Source organism: Marinomonas sp. TW1 (assembly GCF_001625355.1).
Classification (GTDB): domain Bacteria; phylum Pseudomonadota; class Gammaproteobacteria; order Pseudomonadales; family Marinomonadaceae; genus Marinomonas.
Genome location: NZ_JSEE01000007.1, coordinates 52,871 through 76,940 on the forward strand (window position 1 = coordinate 52,871; position 24,070 = coordinate 76,940).

The 24,070-nt window shown below is 43.7% G+C and carries 19 protein-coding genes and 1 tRNA gene; 8 read left to right on the forward strand and 12 right to left on the reverse strand.

All coding sequences use genetic code 11. The features are described from left to right. Positions 1 to 6 precede the first annotated feature (6 nt). Positions 7 to 888: an MBL fold metallo-hydrolase gene (locus OA79_RS07730; RefSeq protein ID WP_082825414.1), complete on the reverse strand. Its 882-nt coding sequence runs from the start codon at positions 886 to 888 to the stop codon at positions 7 to 9. A gap of 200 nt (positions 889 to 1,088) precedes the next feature. Between OA79_RS07730 and uvrB the strand changes: the two genes are divergently transcribed. The 3 genes from uvrB to OA79_RS07745 all read left to right on the forward strand — a co-directional run bounded on the left by uvrB (position 1,089) and on the right by OA79_RS07745 (position 3,490). Beyond that, positions 1,089 to 3,113 (forward strand): excinuclease ABC subunit UvrB, encoded by a 2,025-nt coding sequence (uvrB, locus tag OA79_RS07735; RefSeq protein WP_156486232.1) that lies wholly within the window; start codon positions 1,089 to 1,091, stop codon positions 3,111 to 3,113. 28 nt (positions 3,114 to 3,141) lie between these two features. Beyond that, the gene (locus OA79_RS07740; protein ID WP_063332656.1) at positions 3,142 to 3,330 is read left to right on the forward strand and encodes a hypothetical protein; all 189 of its coding nucleotides are present in this window, start codon (positions 3,142 to 3,144) and stop codon (positions 3,328 to 3,330) included. 83 nt (positions 3,331 to 3,413) lie between these two features. Then, positions 3,414 to 3,490 (forward strand) — tRNA-Val (locus OA79_RS07745). A 254-nt stretch (positions 3,491 to 3,744) separates the two neighbouring features. Here the strand turns inward: OA79_RS07745 and OA79_RS18345 are convergent. The 3 genes from OA79_RS18345 to OA79_RS07755 form a co-directional block, all read right to left on the reverse strand. Next, positions 3,745 to 3,891 (reverse strand): hypothetical protein, encoded by a 147-nt coding sequence (locus OA79_RS18345; protein WP_197465369.1) that lies wholly within the window; start codon positions 3,889 to 3,891, stop codon positions 3,745 to 3,747. Positions 3,892 to 4,019: 128 nt separating this feature from the next. After that, the gene (locus OA79_RS07750; protein WP_063332657.1) at positions 4,020 to 5,273 is read right to left on the reverse strand and encodes a type II toxin-antitoxin system HipA family toxin; all 1,254 of its coding nucleotides are present in this window, start codon (positions 5,271 to 5,273) and stop codon (positions 4,020 to 4,022) included. Next, positions 5,257 to 5,610, reverse strand: a complete 354-nt coding sequence (locus OA79_RS07755; protein WP_063332658.1) for a helix-turn-helix transcriptional regulator — start codon at positions 5,608 to 5,610, stop codon at positions 5,257 to 5,259. The genes OA79_RS07750 and OA79_RS07755 overlap by 17 nt, the downstream gene beginning before the upstream one ends. A gap of 387 nt (positions 5,611 to 5,997) precedes the next feature. Between OA79_RS07755 and OA79_RS07760 the strand changes: the two genes are divergently transcribed. After that, positions 5,998 to 8,091 (forward strand): 3-hydroxyacyl-CoA dehydrogenase NAD-binding domain-containing protein, encoded by a 2,094-nt coding sequence (locus OA79_RS07760; protein WP_197465371.1) that lies wholly within the window; start codon positions 5,998 to 6,000, stop codon positions 8,089 to 8,091. Next, positions 8,091 to 9,269, forward strand: a complete 1,179-nt coding sequence (locus OA79_RS07765; RefSeq protein ID WP_063332659.1) for an acetyl-CoA C-acyltransferase — start codon at positions 8,091 to 8,093, stop codon at positions 9,267 to 9,269. Before OA79_RS07760 ends, OA79_RS07765 begins: the two co-directional genes overlap by 1 nt. A 99-nt stretch (positions 9,270 to 9,368) precedes the next feature. Here OA79_RS07765 and OA79_RS07770 read toward each other — a convergent pair whose 3' ends face one another. The 5 genes from OA79_RS07770 to OA79_RS07790 all read right to left on the reverse strand — a co-directional run bounded on the left by OA79_RS07770 (position 9,369) and on the right by OA79_RS07790 (position 16,682). Next, entirely contained in the window at positions 9,369 to 11,039 is a 1,671-nt protein-coding gene (locus OA79_RS07770) for an AMP-binding protein (protein WP_063332780.1), read from the reverse strand. A gap of 66 nt (positions 11,040 to 11,105) precedes the next feature. Continuing rightward, positions 11,106 to 12,644, reverse strand: a complete 1,539-nt coding sequence (locus OA79_RS07775) for a DUF2306 domain-containing protein (protein ID WP_063332660.1) — start codon at positions 12,642 to 12,644, stop codon at positions 11,106 to 11,108. Positions 12,645 to 12,704: 60 nt separating this feature from the next. Then, a complete protein-coding gene (locus OA79_RS07780; RefSeq protein WP_063332661.1) occupies positions 12,705 to 14,126 on the reverse strand; it encodes an aldehyde dehydrogenase family protein in 1,422 nt (473 codons plus the stop codon). 109 nt (positions 14,127 to 14,235) lie between these two features. After that, positions 14,236 to 15,174: a SphA family protein gene (locus tag OA79_RS07785; protein ID WP_082825416.1), complete on the reverse strand. Its 939-nt coding sequence runs from the start codon at positions 15,172 to 15,174 to the stop codon at positions 14,236 to 14,238. 101 nt (positions 15,175 to 15,275) lie between these two features. Further along, positions 15,276 to 16,682, reverse strand: coding sequence for an aldehyde dehydrogenase family protein (locus OA79_RS07790; protein WP_063332663.1), 1,407 nt, complete (start codon positions 16,680 to 16,682; stop codon positions 15,276 to 15,278). A gap of 432 nt (positions 16,683 to 17,114) precedes the next feature. On the opposite strand from OA79_RS07790, the gene OA79_RS07795 reads away from it, so the two are divergent. The 3 genes from OA79_RS07795 (at position 17,115) to OA79_RS07810 (ending at position 20,895) form a co-directional block, all read left to right on the forward strand. After that, the gene (locus OA79_RS07795) at positions 17,115 to 17,636 is read left to right on the forward strand and encodes a MarR family winged helix-turn-helix transcriptional regulator (protein WP_063332664.1); all 522 of its coding nucleotides are present in this window, start codon (positions 17,115 to 17,117) and stop codon (positions 17,634 to 17,636) included. Positions 17,637 to 18,763: 1,127 nt separating this feature from the next. Next, positions 18,764 to 19,849: an isocitrate/isopropylmalate dehydrogenase family protein gene (locus OA79_RS07805; RefSeq protein WP_063332666.1), complete on the forward strand. Its 1,086-nt coding sequence runs from the start codon at positions 18,764 to 18,766 to the stop codon at positions 19,847 to 19,849. Between the two features lie 119 nt (positions 19,850 to 19,968). Continuing rightward, positions 19,969 to 20,895 carry an AEC family transporter gene (locus tag OA79_RS07810; protein WP_063332667.1) on the forward strand — a complete coding sequence of 309 codons (927 nt, stop codon included), beginning with the start codon at positions 19,969 to 19,971 and terminating at the stop codon, positions 20,893 to 20,895. A gap of 143 nt (positions 20,896 to 21,038) precedes the next feature. Here the strand turns inward: OA79_RS07810 and OA79_RS07815 are convergent, their stop codons facing one another. From OA79_RS07815 to OA79_RS07825, 3 genes are all read right to left on the reverse strand, one after another. After that, the gene (locus OA79_RS07815; RefSeq protein WP_063332668.1) at positions 21,039 to 21,719 is read right to left on the reverse strand and encodes a GntR family transcriptional regulator; all 681 of its coding nucleotides are present in this window, start codon (positions 21,717 to 21,719) and stop codon (positions 21,039 to 21,041) included. 30 nt (positions 21,720 to 21,749) lie between these two features. Further along, positions 21,750 to 22,784, reverse strand: coding sequence for a Gfo/Idh/MocA family protein (locus OA79_RS07820; protein WP_063332669.1), 1,035 nt, complete (start codon positions 22,782 to 22,784; stop codon positions 21,750 to 21,752). A 126-nt stretch (positions 22,785 to 22,910) separates the two neighbouring features. Further along, complete coding sequence (locus OA79_RS07825) at positions 22,911 to 23,900, reverse strand: SMP-30/gluconolactonase/LRE family protein (protein WP_063332670.1); 990 nt, start codon at positions 23,898 to 23,900, stop codon at positions 22,911 to 22,913. Positions 23,901 to 24,070 lie beyond the last annotated feature (170 nt).

Here is a 24,070-nt window from a genome sequence, read left to right on the forward strand (position 1 = left end):
TCCTTATTAAAGGTTGATGGGGGTTTTAATGTAGCGCACACCGTTCTCTTCTTCTGGTGGCAAATGTCCCGCGCGCATGTTGATTTGTACACTTGGCCAAATCAGTCTTGGCATGTTGAGGGTGGCATCTTTGGTGTTGCGCATTGCACAAAAAGCCTCTTCAGAAATACCAGAATGAATGTGCTGATTGTGATTTTTTTGCTCACCTACTGTGGTTTCCCATGCATACACGTCTCGGTTTGGTGCTTTATAGTCGTGACACATGAAAAGGCGAGTTTCATCTGGAAGTGCAAAAATCTTTTGGATGGAGCGGTATAAGGTGTTGGCATTACCCCCCGGGAAATCACAGCGTGCTGTTCCAAAGTCCGGCATAAACAAGGTGTCACCAACAAAGGCTGCGTCTGCGATGAGATAGGTCAAACAAGCAGGGGTGTGCCCCGGGGTATGCAAAATGCGGATGCTGTTTTCCCCGAGAGGCAATGTATTTTGCTCATTCACCAATAAGTCGAATTGAGAGCCATCACGGCGAAACTCGGCTTCGACATTTAAGATTTTTGAGAAGGTGGCTTGCACTTGAGTAATTTGATCACCAATGACAATTTTGCCACCCAAGGTGTTTTGCAGGTAGGGCGCGGCAGAAAGGTGATCGGCGTGAACGTGGGTTTCGAGCAACCAATCTAGTTGAAGTTGGTGGTGATTGATGTAGTCAATGATGGCGTCGGCAGACTGAGTGTCTGTGGTGCCGGCCGCATGATCATAGTCCAATACAGAGTCAATGATAGCACATCGCTTGGTTGCTAAGTCCGTGACCACATAAGAGACGGTGAAGGTTGCTTCATCAAAGAAGGCTTCTATTTGAATGTCGGATTGCGTTTTGGTATTCATCATCATAAACCTCGTTAGGTTATAAGTATATTTCATTATGTTATATCTGGCTATTAGATTAGTAAAGTCTAATATAATGAAGGTTTGTGAAAAAAACATGGAGTTTGATCTTAATCAATCAAAGCCAGTTAGAGGAAAGACCAGACGAGGAAGGGATTTTTTGCTAATCTATCGAATTGATTTTTAAGCTTAGGAACAAAGTCGTGTCGCAAGAGTTTCAAGTTGTCTCATCTTATTCACCCGCTGGTGATCAGCCAAAAGCCATTGAGAAATTGGTGCAAGGGGTTGAAGCGGGCTTGGCTCACCAGACTTTATTAGGGGTCACCGGTTCCGGTAAAACTTATACCGTGGCGAATGTCATCTCTCAGGTGAAGCGCCCGACCATCATTATGGCGCACAATAAAACCTTAGCGGCACAATTGTATGGAGAGTTTAAGGAGTTTTTTCCTCACAACGCCGTCGAGTATTTTGTTTCTTATTATGATTACTATCAGCCAGAAGCCTATGTGGCAGCGTCTGATACTTTTATCGAGAAAGACGCCTCAGTCAACGAGCATATCGAACAAATGCGTCTGTCTGCCACTAAGGCGTTATTGGAAAGGGAAGACGTTATTATCGTCGCGACCGTATCGGCGATTTATGGTTTGGGTGACCCCCAATCCTATTTAAAAATGATGTTGCATCTGGATCGTGGTGATCGAATTGATCAGCGTGCGGTACTGCGTCGTTTGGCGGAGCTGCAATACAGTCGTAATGACCTAGTATTGGAACGTGGTAACTTCCGTGTGCGCGGGGATGTCATTGAAGTCTTTCCTGCGGACTCCGAGGACACCGCCATCCGCATTGAACTGTTTGATGATGAAGTAGAGAATTTGTCCTTTATTGATCCTTTGACTAATAAAACGTTGCGCAAAGTGCCTCGCGTGACGATTTATCCTAAAACTCACTATGTAACGCCGAGAGAGACCATTGAAGGTGCAATCGATCGAATCAAGGTGGAACTGGATCAGCGTCTTGAACAGCTTAAATCTCTTAATAAGTTGGTCGAGTTGCAACGTCTAGAACAACGTACTCGTTACGATTTGGAAATGATGCAAGAGTTGGGGTATTGCTCTGGTATCGAAAACTATTCGCGTTATTTGTCGGGTCGAGAAGAAGGCTCGCCACCACCGACCTTGTTTGATTATTTGCCAGCAAATGCCTTATTAGTGGTGGATGAGTCCCACGTGACCGTGTCGCAAATTGGTGCCATGTACAAAGGCGATCGATCTCGCAAAGAAAACCTGGTGGAGTACGGTTTCCGTTTGCCATCAGCATTAGACAATCGACCGATGCGCTTTGAGGAATGGGAGCAAATCAAGCCGCAAACCATCTTTGTGTCCGCGACACCCGGCAAGTACGAAGAAGAGCATCAGGATTGGGTAGTCGAGCAAATTGTACGTCCGACAGGCTTGATTGATCCAGAGTTGGAAGTTCGGCCTGTTGCCACGCAAGTGGATGACTTATTGTCAGAAATTAATAAGCGCACAGTGATTGGCGAACGAGTATTGGTCACGACATTAACCAAACGCATGGCAGAGGATCTAACCGATTACCTAAATGATCACGGGGTTCGGGTCCGTTATCTACATTCTGACATTGATACAGTGGAACGAGTTGAGATCATTCGAGATTTACGTCTGGGTGAGTTTGATGTGCTGGTGGGCATAAACTTACTGCGAGAAGGTCTGGATATTCCTGAAGTGAGTTTAGTGGCCATTTTAGATGCGGATAAAGAAGGTTTCTTACGTTCCGAGCGTTCTTTGATCCAGACCATTGGTCGTGCTGCACGTAATGTAAACGGTAAAGCCATCTTATACGCGGATCGAATCACAGGTTCTATGGAGCGTGCCATCAGTGAAACCGAGCGCCGTCGAGAGAAACAGCAGGCACACAATGAGAAGCACGGCATTATACCGACAGGGATTAACAAATCGGTGGAAGACATCTTAGAAGGCGCTTATAACCCAGGGGCCGGGAAGCGTGGCAATAAGACCAAGAAAGTCGCGGAAACCGCGAAAGAGTATCAAGTGGAAAGCATGGATGACGTGGCACAAGTGCGAAAAGCCATGATCCAACTGCAAAAAGAAATGATGCAGGCGTCAGAAGAATTGAAGTTTGAATTGGCCGCGGGCTATCGTGATCAGATTCGAGTCTTACAGAAAAAACTGAAAGACGTTGGCGAATAGTAAAGCAGTTACAATCAGAGGCGAGTAGATGGCCATTACCTTGAGAAATTACAACATAGTGCGAGTGATTGATAATGGTGTGATCGTTAACTGCACCGTCATTGAAATGTGTTACGACTTTGCCTTAGTGAAATTTCGAGACAAGAAATACAAGGTGCCGTATCACTTGATTGATGAAGTTATCGGTCACGAATTGCTGGTTCCTCTTGAAGACTAAAAGCAATTCACGAAAAGACTAAAAAAGTACGTAAGAAAGCTTGTCAAACGCAAAGTGCTGCGTATAATAGCCAACACTTTTTTAGGACTATAGCTCAGTTGGTTAGAGCGCTACCTTGACATGGTAGAGGTCAGCAGTTCGAATCTGCTTAGTCCTACCACCTAATTTAGTAATAAAATCAAGGGCTTACATTCATTTGTAGGCCCTTTTTTTGTATTCTTTTTCCGTATATTTTCCTTAAATTTTCCAAACGTTTCCGTTTTTTGGTGTGTTTTTTGTGCTTGATTGTTTGGTGGTATCGCTGGAATTTTCGTTCAGGCATAAAAAAAGAGAGTGGTTAGCTCTCTTCTTCGTCGATTAGTTTGGCGAGTTCTCGCGGTATTTGCTGGTCTTTCCAGTTGATGTTTGTTATGTCTATTTTAGTAATGTCTCGCCCTGCAACGACTTGTAGTGCTTCTTTTTTTCGTGGCCGTCTATGTAGTGGTTGGTCATGTCTTCGGTGGCATGGCCAGCCAGTGCCATGATGTATTCTTTCGGGTAACCGGCTTTAAAATAGAGCATGATGCCTAGCGCACGAATGTCGTGGAATGATGGGCGTTCGTTTGGTTGTAGGTGATCGTATGCGCCGCTTTTGTCGCGCCATTGTTTAATTTTATTTCTTTTTTAATCGCATATTTCCTAGGCGAATATTAAATACGAAAATCTTCATGAAGTCTCTGCCAATGCGCTCTTAGCTTTTGTTTGTGTTCTTCATTCATAGGTAGTTTGTTCAAAGCCTCAGGCCAAAGGCTTCTGGCTTTTTCCATGGCATCCTCTAAATGCGGCTTGATCGCTCGCCATGGGATATCTGATTTTATCGCCCAATGTTCAAAGTGTTTATAGGAGACACCGTACCAAGCCTTTGTCTTTGCAAGGTTAAGGGCGAAATGTTGTTGGTTTTCAATATAAACGCTAGTGGTGAGTATGTCGTAAGCAGACGAAAGTCTGGGTGTGACTTGATCAGCATACAGTAAGCTCCAGTTTTTTAAGTGTGCGTCGCCGTTTGCTAATAGGATGTTGGCGAGTAAACGACGGGCAAGTTGTTGGACATCACTTAAACCATCACCGGAAAACTGATAGAGGATTTTTGCTATTTGCTCGTAGTTGCCTGAATTGTATTTTTCATGTGGGTACTTCACCAGAACTTGAGCAAAGTCTTCCATGTGAATACGTTGGTCGTCATGTCGATCAAATCGCTTTATAGCGAAGGCCAATTTTTCATCAGGAAGATTGATTTGAGGAAGGTTGTCTAACTGGTCTATCTCGACCAATTTTATTTCAGGAATCTCTACGCCAATGAGGGACGCGAGAGTCATGGCTGTGAACTCGTTGGCGGGGACTTCTTTGTGTTTAGTGGAAGGTGTTTTCACAATCCAATCGCCAAGTACATTGTCTTGCGACAAGTTGTATCGTCCGTCTTTTTCCTTCATGGAAAACTTCATTTGAACACCAGCCAAGGAAAACTTGTTTTCTTGACTGAGTTTGTTGAATTTAACCGCTTTTACTTGGCCATGAGATGAGAATAAATGTAGAGGCACATCTTCAGGGTCCATCGGTTCAGCGACTAATGCGCCCGGTAGATCCATACCGAGATAAGACAAAATATGGAACTCATTATCTACATGGGTTTTGAGCCCTTGAGCGATCAGTTCTCGCAATGAACCTTCAGGCAATAGATTGGACAAAATAGGGTGCAGGCGTTGGTGTGTGGCCCATGGTTCGGACAACATTTTATCAGCACGAGGAAAACTTGAATGTGTGGTTAAGCTAAAAGAGGGGCGCGCTATATTAGATTGATAGCTCTCAGCAAAATGTAGAACATTACGTCCATTTTTTGCCCCTGCCAAATACCCCACTAGATGGCCATGTAACGTCAACTTAAGAACATTAATTTCCGTTGTCATCTTCGTCTCCATCCTTGTCTTCTAGTAGTCCTTTCCATGGATCATCCGATAGTTTTTTTTGTTCATCAGCATGATCAGGCCGTTTGTGCGGTAAAGATGTGTTTTTATCATTACTTTCAAGAACTGCTAAAACAGCATTCAGCTTTTCTTTTGGAATCAGCATGACGTCGCTATTTAGACCCTTGGCAATCAGTTCAAGCGTATCGAGTCTTGGGTTGCCTTTTGATTCAAGTCGTTGGTATTGCTGCCTAGATACACCAATCCGCATTGGCATGTCATTTTGCTTGAGTTTCAGTGCTAAACGACGATGTTTGATTTGCTTTAGTAGATTTATCATAAGAAACTAATATGTTGCTATTTTAGTAAATAGAAACATATTAGTTTCTTTTTTTATTTTGTGCAACTTAGGGGTTTCTTTTTAGGTATCTACAAGTGCAAAAATATAAGAGGGCATTGTTTGTCTATCAAGCTCGGGAAGCCCAGTTATTTAAGTTCGAAAACCCTTATAAAGCTTCTGTGTATATTCTTTTCGTTGCTATCCGAGATTTTCCTTTAATAAATATTTAAATATATGTTGCGACTGCAACATATATGGGTGAATATAGTTTAGTCGTTCAATTGTTGATCATTTAACTTATTGGCTCTATCGATAGCGGTTTATCAGCAAGCTAATTCTTTTCTTAGCATCGTTTTAAAAATAATAACTAGATTAGAGGTAACTCCTTTGAAAGATATTTCCCTCAATGGCAGGGTAGGCGTCATCCACCTGTCCAATCCACCGTTAAACAGTATTAATCTGCAACTACGTTTAGACCTTGTCAGCAAGTTGGAAGAAGCAAATGCTTCTGACGCCATCGACGCTATTGTTCTGTATGGAACGGAAGAGATGTTTTCGTGTGGTGCCGATATAGATGAGTTTTTTTCTGGCGAGGCCGGGCGTGATCCTAATTTACCTATGCTGGTCGAACTGCTGCAAAACTCCCCTAAACCTGTTGTGGCTGCCGTGGGTAAACAATGCATGGGAGGAGGGTTAGAGCTTGCTCTTGCTTGTCATGCTCGAGTGTTTCGAGCGGATGCGGTTATTTCGTTTCCTGAAATTCATTTGGGGCTGATTCCTGGTGCTGGTGGGACTCAGTTGTTGCCCAGAGCCATTGGCTTGAGTAAAGCTGTTTCCATGATACTTGGTGGTCGTCCATGTGCAGTCAAATCATTAGAAGAAACGCCATTGGTTTCGAGACTCTCTGATAATGTGTTAACGGATGCCATTACTTTTGCTAACCAACTCGCTGAGGGTGAGTCCATTGTTCCAATTCAAGACCTCAAGGTTGATAAGGTCAATTCTGATCTTTTCCTGAGATGGGTTTCGAATACAGTTCGCCCACAGGTACGACGCTCGCCGTCTTCACCGGCTGCGGTGACCGCGATAGAAGCGTCCTTGGGGGATTATAAAAAAGGGCTTCAGGTGGAGAAAAATCTGTTCTGGGAACGGATGTCATCCGCTGAATCTGAGGCGCTGCGTTACGGTTTTAAAGCGGAGCGTGAATGCTGGAAAGTGCCGGGATTGTCTGTTGATAAGACGAACGTACCAGCCATAGAAAAAGTAGGGGTGGTCGGTGCTGGAACCATGGGGTCCGGTATTGCGATTAACTTCCTTAGCGCGGGCATCCCTGTTGTTCTGTTGGAGCAAAAGCAGGACGCTTTGCAACGTGGTATTGATACGATTCACCGTCATTATGAAAAGCTGGTGGCTAAGTCAAAATTGACGGATGAGCAGTCTAAAAAGTGCTTGAATTTATTAACGCCATCGCTCTCCTATGACGATATGGGTGACGTAGATTTGGCGATTGAAGCCGTGTTCGAAGACATGTCGATTAAAGAGTCTGTGTTCCGTACCTTGTCAGAGACGGTCAGAGAAAATGCTATTTTGGCATCCAATACCTCCACTTTAGACCTTAATCAGATAGCGCAGTTTTGTCGTCATCCTGAACGTGTTGTCGGTCTGCATTTTTTTAGCCCTGCCAATGTTATGAAATTACTCGAAGTCGTCAGAGCGGATCTTACCTCTGATGCCGTCTTGTCTGCCGCTATGACGTTAGCAAAACGCATTAAGAAAACCGCTGTTGTGTCTGGTGTCTGTGATGGCTTTATCGGTAACCGTATGATCAATGAATACCTGCGGATCGCTGGTCTGATGGTGGAGTCAGGCGCGAGTCCTTGGGAAGTGGATCAAGCATTAGAAGAATGGGGTATGGCAATGGGGCCATTCCGCATGATGGATCTGGCTGGGAATGATGTTGGTATGGCCATTAGAAAGCGAACTTACATTGACAAGCCTGAAGTGAAGTTTTCGTCTATTCCTGATCGAGTTTGTGAGCTTGGCCGCTTAGGTCAAAAAAGCGGTAAGGGGTGGTATCAATATGTACCGGGTCAACGTGGCGGCATTCCTGATGATGAGATTGATCGATTGATTCAAGATGTCCGTGAATCGAATGGGGTGGTTGCTCGCCCGTTTAGTAAGGACGACATTATCGAGCGTTGTATTTATGCGCTGGTGAATGAAGGCGCGAGAATTCTAGAGGAAGGTATAGCCCTGAGGGCGAGTGATATAGACGTTGTTTATACCCATGGTTATGGTTTTCCTGCATCACGAGGTGGCCCGATGCATTACGCGAATCAAAAAGGTTTGGTGGTTGTTAAACAAAAGTTGGAGCTGTTTGCTAACGAAGCGAACGGGGATGCCAATTTTTGGCGCCCTTCCAAACTCATTTCAGACCTTGCTCAGCAGGGACATCACTTTGATCACGTTGGAGGTCTGTAATGGTAGATTCAGTCATAATTTCAACAGCAAGAACGGCGCTCACTAAATCTTGGCGAGGTGGATTTAATATGACTCATCCCGTTGCTATGGGTGGTCATGTTGTAGCAAACGCCGTTGCACGTGCAGGCATTGAGTTGGCAGAAGTGGAAGATGTGGTGATGGGGTCTACTTTTCTTGAGGGACCGGCGGGGATGAATATAGCCCGCCAGATTGCTCTTAAGGCGGGTTGTCCTGTTACCACCTCTGGGGTTTCTATTAATCGCTTTTGTGCCACGGGCTTACAAAGTATCGCTTTTTCAGCACAACGAATTATGGCGGGTGAAGGCGATGTGTACGTCGCAGGCGGCGTAGAATCCATTTCACTCATTCAGAATGATGCGAACCTAGCCTTGCTAAAGGAGCATTCCTTGGCGCAACAAGTACCAGAAGTCTACTGGAGCATGTTGCAAACCGCCGAGACAGTCGCTCATCGCTATGGCATATCAAGAGAAGCGCAGGATCAATATGGTGTGCTCAGTCAAAACCGAGCGGCTGATGCTCAGTCACAGGGACGCTTTGCCGATGAAATTGCGCCTTTTGATACTGTAATGGGCGTTTTTGATCGGGCAACGGGGGAGTATGAACAACGCCCAGTTACTATCTCAGCTGATGAGGGAATACGCCCGGGCACAGACTATGAAAGTATCGCGAACCTTCGCGCGGTAATGCCAAACGGGGTGGTGACAGCCGCGAATGCAAGTCAGTTTTCAGATGGTGCAAGCGCCTGTGTGGTAACCAGTTCGACCTATGCCGAGCAGAGAGGAATAACCCCGTTAGGTATTTTTCGTGGCTTTGCGGTGGCGGGTTGTGAGCCGGATGAAATGGGTATCGGCCCTGTTTTTGCTATTCCTAAATTACTGAAAAGAGCCGGTTTGAAAGTCGACGATATTGGCCTTTGGGAGATCAATGAAGCGTTTGCTGTGCAAGTGCTTTATTGTCAGGAAAAACTGGGGATTCCTATTGATCGACTGAATGTCAACGGTGGCGCTATCGCATTAGGTCACCCATACGGTATGAGCGGCTCCCGTTTAGTCGGTCATGCCTTGATTGAAGGCAAACGCCGAGGTGTGAAATACGTGGTGGTCTCTATGTGTATCGGTGGCGGTATGGGCGCTGCGGGTTTGTTTGAAATAGTATAAGTTCTTTAGCAAGCCTTTGAATAAGACCTGCATTATCGCAGGTCTTTTTTTCATCTCATCCTTTTGAAATGATATGTCAGATTGTTAGACCGAGTCGCCTTAACTTAACGTGTTGTGTTTCGCATTTTCATCGGCTTGTAAGGTTTGCCAAAGCACCTTGCCTGCCGCCGATTTTGGTAGTGCATCGACCACTTCCAAAATGCGTGGGATTTTGTACGCCGCCATGTGCTCTTGCGCCCATGTAGAAAGCGCTTTGCTGTCTAGCTTCGAGTTCGGTTTTAGGACGGCAATGGCTTTCACATTTTCCCCTCTGTAATCATCCTTTGAACCAATCACACAAACCTCTTCAATCGCAGGATGGTGATAAAGATGGGCTTCCACTTCAGCCGGCCAAACCTTATACCCAGACGCATTGATCATTCTCTTCAAGCGGTCTACGATCCGGATATAGCCTTGTTCGTCCATCAACGCGAGGTCTCCGGTTCTTAAGTATTTTTGGTTATCAACCATGATAAAAGCGTCGTTATCCGCGTTAGGGTTTTGCCAGTAGCTTTGCATCAACTGTGGGCCGTGCACGATGATTTCTCCGACTTCTCCTTGGGCTACTGGTTGCTTGGTCTCGGGATCGAATAACAGAACGTCTGTGTTCATAACGGGGATGCCAACACTACCGGCTTTGGGGTTGTCGAGCGGGTTATGTGTGACTGGCCCCATGGTTTCTGTCATGCCATACACTTCGATAAACGTCAGTCCTGTCAGTGTATTTAAGTGTTCCGCAATGGCATTCGGCATGGCGCTGCCGCCACCATAAATACAGGAAAGACTCGCCAGGTGGTCGGCTGTCAGTTCTGGAGTATTGAGCAGATCGATAACGGCCGTGGGGACGGTACACCAAGTCGTCACTTGGTATTTTTCAATGAGATAGGCGGCGGCTGTTCGATCCCAACGAGACATGATGACGTTCGTCGCCCCTGTTGCAATGGAGACGTTCATGATGCCTTGCAACCCAACAATATGAAACATGGGAGTGGCACCTAAATGCACTTCATTGCTGTCATAAGAAAACCAATTAACAATACAGCTGAGTGCGTGTTGGGCAGAAAGATGAGTATGTAAGCAGCCTTTGCCTTTTCCTGTTGAACCTGATGTATAAGGAATAGCCAGCGGATCGGTTACGGACAGTTTGATGGGAGCCAGTGGTTGATTGGCATTTATGACATAGTCCCAATCGATGATCGACTTAGGTAGGTTTTCATTGAACGGCGCGTTTACTATGGGTGGAAGGTCGACACTGGGTGACGGTGGCAGTTCGGTACCGTAATGAGCGGCAATAACATGATCGAGAGTATCGGATGCGAGTAACACAGAGAGGTTATCGACTAAATCCTGAGCACAGAAGAGTGTTCTGATATTCGCGTCTTGGCAGATGTAGCTTAACTCGTCTGATTGATGCATGGCATTAATGGGGACAACGACACCGCCCGCTCTAATAATGCCATAAAATGCCGCCACATATTGTGGTGAGTTTTGCATATAAACACCAACACGATCGCCTTTACTAACACCGCATATAGATTGTAAATAACCCGCAATCGCCGTGACCTTGGCATCAAGCTCTGTATAGGTTGTGACGGCACCGTAAAATATCAAAGCGGCTTTATCTGGATACCTGCTACTGGTATTGCGCAAGTTATCATCAAATGTTTGTGTCGCAGGAGGCAGTTCTTTTGGGGCGCTAGCAGACCCGTGTTTGAAGTGTAAGTGAGGCATGATTGTGTTTCCCGAAGATAAATGACTGGCCATATCGTCAGGCCAGTCATATGGATTTAGAAGGCTTTAGCTAATGGCGTGAGATTTCGTTTCTCGACTGGTCATCATTTCAATAAAGCCGTTAAATGATGGCATCAAAATAGCGATACCAACGGCTAGAACATAGCCGTGACCTCGGTTGAGGTAGAATTCAGGAATCACGTCCAACCAATACCAAAGGGCATGTCCCCAAATGACCAAAGCGGGCGCAAAGGCAAAATTGACCGCGAAAATCATGCTCTCGTGCCATTTATTTTCGTGGCCACGAACCTGTTGGTACAGTGCAAGCGCCGCAAATGCCAACAGCGACACCCCAGATACCATATAGAAGCCACCACCAGCGGTGACCGCCATGGAAGGTTCGCCCAGTTGGAAGCCCCAGATGACTTGTTGCACACCGCACCAAATGGCGGAAACGTAAAAAAGATTACGAGCCAAACGTGACGCCTCATTGCGTAACATGAGCCAAAGCCCCGACGCAATCGCGGTGACCATTAATATGGCAAAGAGAGTGGTCAATAGAGGGTGGTTGGTATAAAGCATCGCGTCAGCGGCTAAGGTACTCGCAGGCACAATGGCTTGAACGGCTGTCCAGCTACCAAGACCAGCCGTCCCTAAATAGGTTGATAAAACTGTCCAAATGGCCACCACACCTGCCAGAGACAAGAAGACTTTTAGAGCGACTGGCTGAGGAGCGATTTCTACCGGTTTGGTTTTCATAGGAGAAGAGGCACGGTTCCAAGCAAATATCATGCAGCCGATCATCAGGCATTGCCAGAAGGTCAGCATGTTTACCATGTTGTTCACTTCCCCTTGTGTCAAATTGGGGTATATATTGCCTAAGAAAGCCCAGTCATAGCGTTGAATCGGTGCATTGAGAAAGGCCACAAAGGTGTATAACTGAAAACCAAGGTGAAGGGCAATATTGCGTTTCTTTATGTGATGAATGGCGAGAATTTGGCAAATAATGGTACTGATCGCGAGAGCCCAAAGCTGGATGTGGAACGCAAATCCTTGATAGGTGTGCTCAATACCCGTATGAAGCATGTGATATATCGCGGCGAAAGTCATAGTAAAGACACCAAGAATATAAACACCGCCAACCATGCGGTGCGCCTTTCTGTATTTCTTTCGAAAACTCGGTGTAAATTGCAATATCCCTAAAATAAGACAAATCCCGCCCAGCACCATATGGTAACTAAGAGCCGATTTCTCAATGGGCTTCATGGAGTTGTAATACAGCACCTGAGTCGAATTACCATTGCTGCCATAACCAAAATAGGTTCCGGTGACCATGGCGGTCAGGTTATTCCATAGGGGATAAACATCCGCGGCTTCTTTTGCGACCTGAGCATACGGAACGCTAAGATCCCCTTCGGCCTCAATGAGTGTTACCGTGTCATGAACCGCTTGTTCATCATGGATATAGGGCAACATTTTATAACTGGCTTCCCAAACTAAAAAACTATAAAAAGCCAGAGCCATGGAAAACAGGGTCCAGACAATGAATGTTTTCGGTTTAGTGCGAATAAAATGCTTGAAAGTATTAACGGCATGAATACTCATAAGGTTTACCTATTTTCTTTAAATATTGGTTAGGCAGAAGATGAACGTCTGCCTAATGACTTAAGACACTATTTTTAACTGCGTAAATTCCAATAAGCCTTGGGTGCCGAGCTCTGAACCCACACCGGACTGACGCGCGCCACCAAATGGTATGTTCGGGGCGACGGGGAAGTGTTTGTTAATCCAAACGCTGCCGGTTTCTATCTGCTTGACGACGACATTGATATCGTCCTTGTCACTCCCCCAGACAGAGGCGCCCAAGCCAAAGGATGACGAGTTAATGGTGCTGATAACTTCGTTGATGTCGTCATATGAAATAATGGGAAGGACAGGGCCGAATTGCTCTTCATCGACAATACTGTGTCCGTCTTTGACACCAGAAAGGACAGTAGGGCGTAAATAGTAACCTGCGCCTTCAGGGCAATAGCCACCGGCTTCGACGACGGCACCCTGTTTGACCGCATCCTCTAGCAGCTCTGTGACAACGTCAAACTGGCGCTGGTTTTGAATCGGGCCAAACTTGACGCCGTCTTCTAATGGAGAACCAATCTTCGCGGCATCAGCCATTTCAGACAGCTTTCTTACTAAAGCATCGTGCTTACTCTGGTGAACATAAACGCGTTTCACTGCAGAACAGGTTTGACCATTGTTCATAAAGCCAGCTTCAAACAGAGGGGCTGATATGTCATCCAGGTCGGCATTCGCTAAAACAATAGCCGGATCGTTCCCGCCTAGTTCTAGAGTGATGCGTTTCAGGTCATCGGCAGCGGATTTCATAATGTGTTTGCCCGTCGCTGTTGAGCCTGTAAAAGAAATCTTACGAACGTCTTTGTGGGCGCTTAACATGGGCCCAAGATCGCCAGAATCCGCGATTACATTGATAACGCCTTTCGGTAATGCTTCATTGATTAATGAAGCCCATAAAAGGGTGGTGAGTGGTGTGGTTGGCGCTGGTTTTATGACCACTGTGTTGCCAGCCAAGAGAGCGCCGGGAACTTTGAACGCCATCAAGGCCATAGGGAAATTCCAAGGCACGATCGCGGCCACCACGCCCAAAGGCAATCGATAGGCTTTCGCATCACTATTAGGAATATCGGTAGGATCGAGAGCATCAGTCGGTACATGAGCATGAAACTCGAAAAAACCCGCCGTAGCGCCAATTTCGAACAGGGAATCTGCCATCGGCTTTCCCGTTTCACTGGCGTGTAGGTTAGCCAGTTCATTCATATTGGCTTTGGTGATCTCTGCGATCTTTGCCAACACGGCTTTACGCTCATTCTGTTGAAGTGCGCTCCAAGTTGGAAATGCGGCTTTGGCGGCTAATACGGCGTTATCGACTTGCTTGGCAGAAGCACTTAATATTGTCACGACCGCTGTTTCTGTGGCCGGGTTTATAACTGATAATTCAGAGCTGTCTCCTAAGACACCTTCACCGTTGATAAGATTTTGAAACTCTGACGGTTTATAAGGTCGATCTAGCATAATGGGCCTCTCATAATAGTGCGGATTCAGCACAATAAGGGTTAAATTTGTATGGTTGAAACGAAGCCCCGTCACAAGATTTTGTGTGTTTTGACAGGGCGGTATGTTTTTACCTATCAAATACGGTGAGAGGGATAATGGCATTAAGCCAAATACGCTCTCCGCCACCAGAGTTTTTTGTCTCCAGGCTTTTGGTGTACATGGCATTCAGGTTGATCGGACCAAGCTGTTTGGTGATGGAAAGACCCGCACCAGAGGATTCGACTCTCTCATTGGTGAACCCGCCATAAGCGCTGTTAGGGTTTTCATCGTCTTCAACCTGCTTGCGTAAGAACCCCACTAAACCGACACTTAGGTCTTCTCCAATGTCTTTCATTGCCGTTAGATTCAGGTGTGTTTCGTCACCTGATTTATAATCATTATCTTCGTTTGCTTCATTAGCGAAATACATTAGGTGTGCCGAGGCATTCCAGCCATTGCGTAGATAGCTGATGCCAATGCTGGGTGAGAAAGACCAAAAATTTTGCCCAGCATTGACTAACTCTGTGGCACTCCAATCTCCTGGGCTATAAGCGCTAAACCCAGCGTTCATATAAATATCAGGTGATACCTCCCAAGAAATGTCTATTGGGCGGATTTCTATGCTACCGAGTCCTGAGTTTGACGCGTTCGCTAACCCCATAGGCGTTGTGATATTTTTACTTTCGATATCGATAAAGGGAATGGATAAAAAGGCTCTATATTGACCGCCTAACACTTTATTGCCTGGGGTCAGCGCAAACTGAAAAACAGTGTCTTTTAGGTCTATTGTGGTGGCGGTTTTGTCGCCATTGGCATCGTAAAAATGCTGAGATGCTACCCCTGATCGGCTACTGAAGAAAAGGCCGTCGACTGGCGTTGGTGCGGCGATTGGAACACCAATAGAAGCACCATCTGGAATGGTAGGTAACACACTAGGTTCGCGGGCCGAGACACTTCCTGTATACATGGCGCTCATAAGAACAGTGCTGAATCCGAAGGTTAAATTGATTTTTGTTTTTATATTCATAATTCTGTAATCCCACGTTTTATTTTTATTTGATGTTTAATTACTTTTTTTCTTATGCCTGCTAATAAGGCGCTGCAACTGACATAAAAATTGTCAGAGTCTTATGCAAAGATGACTTGCATATCGGTATTTTCGAACAGGCCTTCTTCCCCGAATTCGACACCAATGCCTGATTTTTTCATGCCACCAAATGGCGCATTGGGTTGAATGGCCCCGTGGTTATTTACCCACACTGATCCGCATTCCATTCGCATGGCCAAGGATTTCGCTGCTTGAGTATCCGAGGACCAAATTGAGCCGCCAAGGCCAACATCAAATTCGTTGGCCAGAGCAAGAGCTTCGTCTGTATCTGAGTAGCGAATGATAGGCAGAACTGGGCCAAACTGTTCTTCAGCGACTAGGGAATTACGGTTGTCTAATTCAGTAATGATGGTGGTGTTAAAGAACTGTCCTTTACCTGGCTCCCCGCCGAGTAATACTTTGCCGGACGCCGCTCCCTGAGCAACCAAATCAGACACTTTTGCATACTGGTTTATTGTGGTTAGTGGTCCTAATAAGATGCCATCGTCCATGCCATTGCCCATTGGTATGGTTTTGGCGAGATTTAGCAGTGCTTCGCATACGGCATCGTGCACACTGTCATGAACATACAACCGCTTCATGCAGGCACATGTCTGTCCTGAGTTGATAAAAGCCCCCCAAAACAACCCCTCAGCGATGGCTGTCGGATCGACATCAGGTAAAACGATTCCGGCATCATTACCACCTAGTTCCAATGTCAAGCGCTTCATTGTGGTTGAAGCACCTTGCATGATTTTTTCCCCCGTTGGTGTGGAGCCAGTGAAGACAATTTTGCGGATGTCTGGGTGTTGCGCCATAGCGGCGCCAATGTTGGCTTCCTGATCGTCAGATGTGACGATGTTAAGCACGCCGGCAGGTAAAACCTCATTCATAACCTGTACGGCTAACAGGGTAGACAGAGGTGTGAAAGGGGAGGGTTTGATAACAACAGTATTACCTGCACGCAATGCTGGCATGATGTGCCAGATGGCTATCATCAAGGGCCAGTTCCATGGGGTAATGGAGCCAACCACGCCCAGAGATTTACGATGCAATTCGACACGGCCTTCATTCGTATCTTGTAGAACTTTAACGGGCATATCCAGGCTGGCTGTATAGCGAGTCCATGCGACCGCGGCACCGGCTTCAAAGTTGGAGCCAGGGCCAGCTAAAGGTTTGCCTTGTTCTTGAGTAATTAATTGCGCGAGTTTTTGTTGGTGGGTTTCTAATTGAATAGCAAGTTTGTCAATGGCGGCTTTGCGATCAGCATCGGATAATGCTGACCATGCAGGGTAGGCGAGTTTCGCTGCCGAAACAGCACGGTCTAATTCATCAATTGATGCGTTTGCAACTGAACCAATGGCTTCTCCTGTAGCGGGATTAAAAATGGCAAAGGTCGTTTGCCCAGCAACCTGTCGTCCACCGATTGTCATGCCTAAATCGAGCATAGATTTCTCCAGAATGTATTTTTATTTTTATTGTGTTGTTAGATGCACTGTTCGCAGTCATTTATCGAGACACTATTTTGTCCAACTAAAGAGCGAAATCCGCATACAACTGACTAAAAGATAAACAAGTAATGTTGCACGTGCAACTAATTTGTTGCAAATGCAACATTGTTTTTTATTTATAAATTTAATTTATTAAGTATTTCAATAGGTTAATTAGTAAAAAAATTGAACAGCTTGTCTGAAGGTTTGTCGATAAGAGGGTTAAATAACGATGACTTTGACGGATTTTTAGAAGGTTATGCATCAGCAAACAGTTTGCCGTATTGATAGAAATCCCCTGTGCTTAAGCCCATCTACCGACTTGAGCTACTACCTCTTTTAACATATGCTGTGGATCAATTTACGACATAAACTATTGCAGTTGATTTTATGAAGAGTACGGAGTTTTCCCTATTACCTGATGACTTTTTCTTAGTGGATGTCGAAGATGACGACACGAAAGAAGCGTATAAAACACTCAGCCCCTCGCATACTCCAGTTATGTTGTTGTCATTTGCCGCCAGTAAGTTTACAGAGGATGCATCTAATTATTTTAAGCAACTCTTTGGCCTTGGTGGTGTTGATTGGCGAATGCTGTTTTTATTGGCTCTTCGACCAGGAGCAACGGCGGCTGAAGCGTCTAAAACCTTTGGTGTCGACAAAGGCACAGTGAGTAGAAGTGTTAGCCGTTTGACTAAGGGAGGCTTGATTGTTTCTGGGGATCTTCATGCTAATGGGCGTAGCAGAGGTCTTTTTCTAAGTTCTTCTGGTCGAGAGATGCATGATCAACTTCTTGCCGCGACGCTAGATCAGCACCACTTTCTTATGAAAGGTTTTGATGAAGCAGAGGTAAAGGTATTTTGTGATTTCTTATTACGATTCACCGCTAACCTTGAAGATCTTAGCAAATAAAATACCTAAAAATCAGAAAATACTTTTAACGTACCACTCAAAATGATGGCTTAGAATGGCCAAGCGTTAATCTGTTATAAACGAAGTTAAAAAAGATTCTGCCATAAAATAACGATTGTGGTTCATTCCTAATGTCTACTTTGTAACTCAGGTAAATCCAGTCTGTATTTATCTGAGTTTGCTAATTAGTAGAGGCTTCTAAAAAACGTTTCTTCGAATTTTAGCCGTGGTACGCCACTTGTATGTGAATGGTTTTTTATTGGATTGTAGAATATCTCTGTAACATTAAATCCCCCACTTTTTGCTGCCAAATAGCCGTCAATACAATATTGATCCATGGATGCCTATTCATCGTTTTGTCCATTAATCAGCCAACAACGTGCCGTGAAAATAGTTTAATGACGGCCGCTACGTACAAAAAACCTTCATAGTTTCTAACATAGGTGATGTTACTTCCTCTCGTTTAGCGACATCGTAATGAAACTGACCCTTTAATCTGTCGTCGTCCTCTTGCTGACTTTGCCGTTTTGGCAGTGACGATGTTAATAGCCAATCTGAGCCTTTTAACCTTGTGATTACACTGACTCTTGGCGACACCATACATACGACAAACTTCTTTCTCATCCCTGAGATCGCGATGTCTTCATTGGCTTCCATAGGTTCCATTGCTAGCGAGGTGGCATTCACGCTAACAACCGCTGCTCTGCAAGGGACCGATCTGACAGGGGGCATATTTAAGTAAGCTGATCGTTTCGCTTCTGAATTCTTCTGGGTAACGTTTGAACTTCACACCTCTTGTCTAACTGGATGTCAATGTTAATGCGTGTCTAGTAAAACTAGGGTGGCCCGTTATGAGTATTTTAAGTTCATCGTAAGCCTTTCTGTGGCGGTGGTTTAGACAAAATGACTAATGTCGATTCTGTTTTTAATTTATTAAAGTATTGATTTTAAATGATTTAAATTTAATTTTGGCTAACTGTAGAAGAAACTCATTAAGACCACAATAAGAAATTTCTTAATGTATACATTGACACTGTGTTTGTTTATCTTTACTGTGTCTTTAAAAATTAAAGTCTAAAAATCGTAATTTTTTCTAACGATTCATATAAGAATAAAAGGAAATTTCAATGAGAAAATTTACAGTTGCTGTATTGCCAGGTGATGGAATTGGAACTGAAGTAACCCCTCCAGCCATAGAATTGGTCAAAGAGGCCGCTCGACAGCAGGGAGTAGATATTAACTTTCAGCACATAGATGCAGGTGCTCAATATTATGCTGATACGGGAGAATCTTTTCCTGAAGATCATTTTCAAGAAGCAATAAAAGCGGATGCGATTTTTTTATCTGCAATGGGACATCCTGATATTCGTTATCCTGATGGCACAGAAATAGGGCCACAGCATGATTTACGTAAACGATTAAATTTATATGCTGGAGTTCGTCCTTGTCGTACTTTACCAGGGCTACCATTACCACTTGTCGATGAGCGTAGTAAATCACTAGATTTTGTTATTATTCGAGAATCGACTGAGGGGCTATTTGCATTTTCACGAGGTCATGAATTGGATGATGAAGAATATGCTCATAATTTGATGCGCATTTCTAAAACGACCAGTAAAAAATTGTATGATTTCAGTTTTAATTTGGCTCGACGTCGTGCTGAACAAGGTAGAGGTCGTAATCTAGTGACACATATTGATAAGGCGAATGTGTTGTCTTCGCAGCATGTTGCAAGGCAATGGTTTTATGACGTTGCTGGTTGTCATACTGATGTGACTGCCAATCATCAATATGTTGATTTTGCTGCGTTAGATATGGTCCGTCGTCCTTGGGTCTTTGATGTTATGCCTACTGAAAATCAATATGGAGACATCTTATCTGATATTGCCGCTGGTTTGATGGGGGGAATGGGGATGGCTCCTTCTGGAGAGATTGGAGATACTCATGCGGTGTTTCAACCATGTCATGGTTCGGCTCCAGATATTATGGGGCAAGGTAAAGCCAACCCAACTGCGATGATTTTATCAGGGGTTATGATGTTGGAATATTTAGCGGATAAAGAAAACTCACCTGAATTACTAACAGCGGCTAAAAATTTAGAGCTTGCCGTTGAGAGTGCTTATGAAACGAGACGTCTGCTTCCATATGAATTAGGTGGCCAATCTGGCCTCTATGATATTAGTGAGTTGATCGCTGAAAAATTATCTAAATAGTTTTTTAAGGTTGAAATTTTTCATTTCTGATGTTTTATAAGATTAAAAACATACTTATTTCAGAGTGAATTTTTTCAACTTTTTTATTTTTCGGTGTGTTTTTTTTACTGGGAGTGTTTATGATCGACATTTTTTTAAAATTACTTCCTTTTTTTTCTTTGGTTTTAATCGGATATCTGTTTAAAAGTAAGTTCAGTTTTGCTAATGGTTTTGTGAAATATCTAACCCGATTTGTATTGTATTTATCATTACCTGCCGTTCTGTTGGGAAAAATTTCAATCACAGATTATAATGCACTGGTTGACTCCAGTTTTTTGCTTGCATATCTTTTATCCATTACAACAGTGATGATGGTTTCGGTATTAATTTGTTATTTGTGTTTTTCGAAAGGTATGAAGTACAGCTTAATGTTGGGGCTTGGTGGTGTTTATGGAAATGTAGGGTTTCTTGCTATTCCAGTCCTTACTGTGATCATCGGAGAATGGGTATCTGTCCCTCTTGCACTAATACTCACATTAGATTTGCTTATTTTGTTACCGGTGACAACCTTCTTGCTACAACTTAATAGTACTAACAGCTTAAATAATATTACATATACACAAGCATTTAAGCGTTCTTTTATCAATCCTCTTATACTGTCTATTCTAATAGGGGGGATTCTATCGTTTTTTCAGATTAGATTACCAGGTGTATTAATTCATAGTCTTGACTGGGTAGGCAGTGCTGCTGGCCCTTGTGCAATGTTTATAGTTGGTACAGCGCTATACGGTAAAGACATTAATAAAAAGCCAATTGCAGCGGTTTCTATGTCCGTTCTTAAACTCATTGTTACGCCATCTATCGTTTACTTATTTATGAGTTGGTTTTCAGTAGACCGTGAATGGACGATTGTTGCAACTTTGGGTGCCGCTATGCCTTGTGCCGCTGTATTGGGCGTTATAGCGGCTGAGCATAAAGTGCTTGTTCAGCAAGCCTCTACGGCCGTGTTAATTACAACTGTTTTTTCTGTCATTACAATACCACTTTTAATATTTACTTTGATTTGAATTATTTTTTTCATGTGGAATTATAGTTTTATTTTTGGCTTCTAACTAAATATATGGTTTGAACTGGCTCAGTATTTACTGGGGGGAAGGAGGAGTTAAAACCTCATTGTTCTAAAAAATGAGGTTTTTTAGTCAAATGTGTCTTAAATATTATCTAGTCCGTATTTTTTCAATAGCTCTATAAGCATATTGCCACTTGCATCGCGGTGATTATGATGTATCAATCTCGCTTTCTCTGCATCACGGGCCTCAATTGCTAATATAAGATCCAAATGGTCTTTGTTTGAGTTTGTCGGCTTAGGGCGAAATTTTAGTGTCATCATTCTGGCACGATGAGACTGTTCAATAAAATTACCAACTAAAACATTGAGGCGCTTATTATTACTAAATTCAACTAGATAACGGTGAAAACGCTCATCCGAGCTGGCCCAGCGTTTCAGGTCATCTTCTAGTAAAGCTTGATCCATTTCTTCTACTGCATCACGCATCAAGGTTAATTGATTTTCTGTTAGTCCTTTTTTAGCGCATAGCGCGGCAGCCGTGGCTTCAATTCCGGTCAGTATTTCGTATATTTCTTGCATGTCAGTGACCGATATGGGCTTGATGCGCATACCATGTCTTGGCTTTAATTCTATTAGCCCTTCATTCGCTATTCTTAACATAGCTTCACGTGTTGGCGTTCGGCTCATTTTTAATAGCTCAGAGACTTCAGCTTCAATCATCTGTTGACCGGCATGAAGCTCATTATCAAGAATTTTAGCTTTTAATTGTCTATAAGCTTTGTCTGATAACGACTCTTTATTTCTTGGTTTTTTTATGGACATTAATACTGCTCGATTCTTAAGTAATATGCTCTAAAATAAATTTAATTTCTGTTTTAATTGTGCTGAACGATAGATACATTCTTCTATTCTTATGTTTTGGATGTATTCTTGTGCGCAATTTTGAAGGTCTGAGTCATATAGTAAATGATCCGCCACATGCCTTTGAAGAGTATAGACACAATCGCCACCAAAATTATTGGTTGTGAAAGCATAGGCATGAGGTGTCCAATGGCTATCACCTTTTTGGCGTGTGCTTATTTTGCCACTGCCCTCTAGTTTTAAGCAAGCTTTGCTCCCTTCGATAAGCATTTCACCCATTGTTACGCGCGTACTTTCTGCTGCGTGATCAGCTAAACGATTGCCGTCAAATGTTGCTCGAACTTGGTCTTCAAATTCAAACAAAATAATCCCAGAATCTTCCCCTTTAATTACCGGATTGCGCTTCAATAGGTCCGCGTAAATGCTTTTTACTTCGCCTAAGAGGTAGCGAAATACATCAACCCAGTGAATGGCTGTCTCATGAACTAAAAAACGTTCCATTTGTTGGAAGTAGGGCTGTCTTTCTAGATATGCTTCTTTGCCTTGCCCATCTCCCGGTCGCATCATAAATGTTACTTGGTATAGTTGGCCAAATTTTTCCGCGAGTAACATTTTTTTTATTTCTTGGTACCAGGGTTGAAAGCGAAAGTTTTCATGTATTACAACCAAGGCTTTTTTTTCTTCAATTTTCTTAGTCAACTCTTCTGCTTGCATAAAAGAAGGGGTGAAAGGTTTTTGGCAAATACAAGGGATACCACGTTCAATTGCAGCTGTAACAAACTCTGTATGCGTTTCTGGCGGAGTAATAATATCGATAAGGTCTGGCTTTTCTGAATCTAGCATTTCAATAAAATTAGTATAGACAGCTGGAATCGAATACTTGTTTGCTGTGTCAGCCGTTCCAGTACTACTACGATTGTAGAGTGCTACGATTTCCACATCTTGCATCCGATGCCATGCGTCATAGTGGAACTGACTAAAATAACCGGTTCCGACAGTGACCACTCGAAGCTTCTTTTTCTGCACTTGATTCTCCTCGGCGACTTAATTTAGTTAACTGTTTTAGTTGCGTTTTTCATTGTAATAGCATGGATGTTTGAGTATGAATTCAACCTCATTATTGTAGGTTGAGTCTTTTAGCTATGATTAAATTTATGCGTTAGTGTTAGGTCTACTAGGGCCTTTGAAGTTCCAGTGACTTGGTGCTAACCCTTTTATAGATTGCTTTAATGATGCTACTTGATGCCCCAGCAAACACCCCAAATAAAGAGTATTTAAGTCATTTCCACCAAAGGCTAGGCTGGAGATGTTTTGCAAAAGGGTACTGTTTACATTGTCTAAATGAGGTCGACCCATAACGTGGTTCTTAAATGCTTCTTCTACCCAAGCGAGATGAGCTTGGTCTACGTCGATCAACATGGTTGCTTGAGTTTTGCCGTCTTTGGATACGCGAATAACTTGGTTGCTGACAATACTGGTAATCCAAAAATTGTGTTCATCATCTAATACTAAACCGTCAGGGAAAACCCCAGCGCCAAATGTGGCAATCACCGTTTTGTTTGTGAGATTTCCGTCTTCATCAATATCGAAGCGTGACAGGCGACGGGAAAAGGTTTCGTTAACGTATAAGAATCGGCCATCTGGTGATGCAATGCACTCGTTTGTGTAGCCCAATTCATCCGCAACGATGCGAGCTTGTCCTTTGTCATAGAGTATGACAAAACCATCGTTAACATCTGATCGGTAGGCATCCGCCCTTGGTTTGGTACGAGTGCTTACCGTTATCCAAATTCTGCCTTGAAAGTCTAGATGAACGTAGTTAGTTGGGGGGAGTGGTTGATCATCAATCTCTAATAAAAAAGGAGTAAGTTCACCGTTTTGTTTTAAGCGGTATACCCCGCCTGCTTCATTACCAAGATGAGCGATTAAAAAGTCGCCATTTTCTAGTAGGCAAATACCATTAGGTTTTAGTTCAAAATCGCTGTTTTTTGCTAACAGGGACCATTGGTGACCATCTGGCTCTATGATACTAACACCACCGTCCCAGTTAGAAGTAAATATTCTATTGGCTGAATTTGTTAGTACACATTCAGGGCGTTTTAGCTTTTCCCCAAAAAAAACGATGTCATCTAAAGTGTGCATTACTAACCCTCATTTCTTATTTTAATTTGGTGTTGAAGATTGAATAACAATAACGAGTTTGAAAAAATATTGCAAAATAAATTTATTAATGTATAAATTAATTTCAATCCGACCTTAAGAGAGTTAGGGGGGATGTTTCTATCTAACGATAACAATAAAAATCAATTGGA